We start from the raw sequence: 1226 nt of genomic DNA, 5'->3' as shown, positions 1-1226 counted from the left end.
TGTAGTAGCTGGAACTTGATCTGACATTTGGCGTCCGAGAGTTGGTCGGGCTCATCTGTCCGATGATGTTTTCAAGCGGCGATCATCTTCTCCTTCGCTAACGGGATTGCATCGAGGAAGGTCTGCATTGGCGTCTTGCCAAAGCACCACCGGCCCTGGTGCGGCCGCTCCTCATTATAACTCGCCACCCAAGCATCGAGATCAAGCTGCAGCTCCGCAATCGAGCCATAGATCTTCTTGCGGAACGTCACGCGATAGAACTCGTCCAGCACCGTCTTGTGGAAGCGCTCCACGATGCCGTTCGTCTGCGGGCTCTTGGTCTTGGTGCGGGTGTGATCCACATCCTCCACGGCGAGATACAGCTCGTATTCGTGACGCTCGGGATTGCCGCAGTACTCGGTGCCGCGGTCGGTGAGCACCCGACAGAGCTTCACGTCGTGGGCATCGAAGAACGGCAGGACACGGTCGTTGAGCAGATCGGCGGCGGTAAGCGGGGTCTTGCGGTCATACAGCTTGGCGAACACCACCTTGGTGTAGGTGTCGATGAAGGTCTGCTGGTAAATCCGCCCAACTCCTTTCATGGTGCCGACGTAGAAGGTGTCCTGCGCCCCACAATAGCCAGGGCATTCGCTCTCGAACTCGCCGTGAGCATCCTTCTCAGCTTTTGCCTTCTCCAGGGCCGCCACCTGGCTTTCGGTCAGGATCAGGCCCTCCTGCGCGACCTTCGCTTCCAGGGCTTTGAGCCGTTTCTTCATCGTCTCGAGATCGTGCCGCTGCCACACTCCGCGCACGCCAGCCGGCGAGATCGAGTGGCCGCGCTTGCGCATCTCGTTGGCAAGGCGGATCTGGCCGAAGGCTGGCTGCTCCAGGGACAGCTCAACGATGACGGCCTCCACCTCCGGTGGAGTGCGGTTGGCCAGCAGCGGCTTACGGCGCGTCAGCTCCTGCAGGGCCATCTCGCCGCCGGTCTCATAGAGCTCCTTGAAGCGGTAGAAGCTGTCGCGGGAGTAGCCCATCATGTGGCAAGCTTGGCTGACGTTGCCGAGCTGCTTGGCCAGCTCCAAAAGGCCGACCTTAGCGCGGATGATCTTCTGCTCGTTGGTCATGACGATGTTCCTTGTGAACCCCGAGGCCGGGCGCTGCGCACCCCGACCACTCCGCGCCCGGCCTCGGCTCATGCCTCAGCCTAACGACACCGTCTGTCAGATTAAGTCCAAACTACTTCA

General features: G+C 60.6%; 1 protein-coding gene. It reads right to left on the bottom strand.

Annotated features, from left to right (window positions below):
• Nucleotides 1–71: 71 nt before the first annotated feature.
• On the bottom strand, nucleotides 72–1106 hold the full coding sequence (locus FS320_RS43690) for an IS481 family transposase (protein ID WP_152718690.1): 1035 nt from the start codon (nucleotides 1104–1106) through the stop codon (nucleotides 72–74).
• Nucleotides 1107–1226: the final 120 nt, after the last annotated feature.

Origin of the sequence: Microvirga tunisiensis (assembly GCF_009296175.1) — a bacterium.
GTDB classification, from domain to species: domain Bacteria; phylum Pseudomonadota; class Alphaproteobacteria; order Rhizobiales; family Beijerinckiaceae; genus Microvirga; species Microvirga tunisiensis.
This window is presented reverse-complemented; position numbering and strand designations above follow the sequence as displayed.